Raw genomic sequence first — 1,063 nt, forward strand, 5'->3', positions numbered from 1 at the left:
GATCCGCCGCGCCCGCTGGGAGCCGACGACCGACCGGTATCCCTCGTATCGTTGCGCGACCGTCTCCCGGTCGCCGTGCGCCACCTCGCCGGCGGTGAAGCCGCCGACGAACACGACATCGCCGCGGCGATGGGTGTCGGTCAGATGCCGGGTCGCCGACGCGCCGGCCCGGATGTGGTCGGCGCCCACGACGTCGGGCTCGACCTCGTCACGGTTGTTGTGGACCCACACGATCGGAATCCGCGCGTGGCGGCACAGTTCTGCGGTGGCACGGCCGTTGGCACCGCCCACCACGATGAGCCCCTCGATACCGGAATCGGTGAAGGCGGAGGCGAATTCGATCTCCCGCTCCGGGTCGTAACCGGTATTGCCGATCAGGGTCAGATGGTCGCGTCGGCGCGCCTCGGCCTCGATGTGCCCGACCAGAGTGGCGAACAGCGGCATCCGCACATCCGGCACGAGCAATCCGAGATGCCGCCACCGTCGGGGCCGGCGCAGCGCTCGTGCGGCCCGATCCGGCCTGTAGTTGAGCGCGTCCAGCGCGGCCACCACCCGGGCACGGGTCGACTCGGAGACCGGCCGCGGGCCGTCGTTGAGTACGTAACTGACCACAGCGGTGGAGGTGCCGGCCCGGCGGGCCACATCGGCGAGAGTCGCGCGTTTGACAGTCACATTCGCTCCATTCTCAGCGGTTCACCCTCGCTCGGCCAGACTTGAAATCATCCGGATCATTACAGTCTCCGGACGGCTGATCTGCGGCGCAAATCGATTAGATTCGTAACATCGGCGACACGCTCGCTCAACCTGTGACTGATGGAGTGAACTGCATGGCCTTCGTACGACTCACCGGCGTCACCTACCACGACCCGGAGCCTGCGCACGACAGTTACATCCTGTTCACCGGAGCCGACGGTGTCACCCGGCTCATCGATCTCCAGGGCGACGTGCATCGGGAGTGGCCGTTCGCCGGGGTGCCGCCGCGCATTCTCGACCCCGCACTCAACGACGGCCGACTCGGCGATGTCGGGGTGCAACTCGAGCCGGGCGACGACCCACGCGGCGG

Annotated in this window: 1 protein-coding gene and 1 pseudogene; one reads left to right on the forward strand and one right to left on the reverse strand. The window is 67.9% G+C overall.

Features of this window, described 5'->3' with window-relative positions; genetic code table 11:
- Positions 1–672 (reverse strand): LacI family DNA-binding transcriptional regulator (locus RJ03_RS27350; protein WP_245552399.1); only part of this gene is annotated, 672 nt, incomplete at its 3' end.
- Between the two features lie 155 nt (positions 673–827).
- On the opposite strand from RJ03_RS27350, the pseudogene RJ03_RS27355 reads away from it, so the two are divergent.
- Positions 828–1,063 (forward strand): annotated as a pseudogene (locus RJ03_RS27355) (ArsR family transcriptional regulator); the annotation flags it as partial.

Origin of the sequence: Nocardia aobensis NBRC 100429, from assembly GCF_000308375.1 — a bacterium.
In the GTDB taxonomy this organism is placed as follows: Bacteria; Actinomycetota; Actinomycetes; order Mycobacteriales; family Mycobacteriaceae; genus Nocardia; species Nocardia aobensis.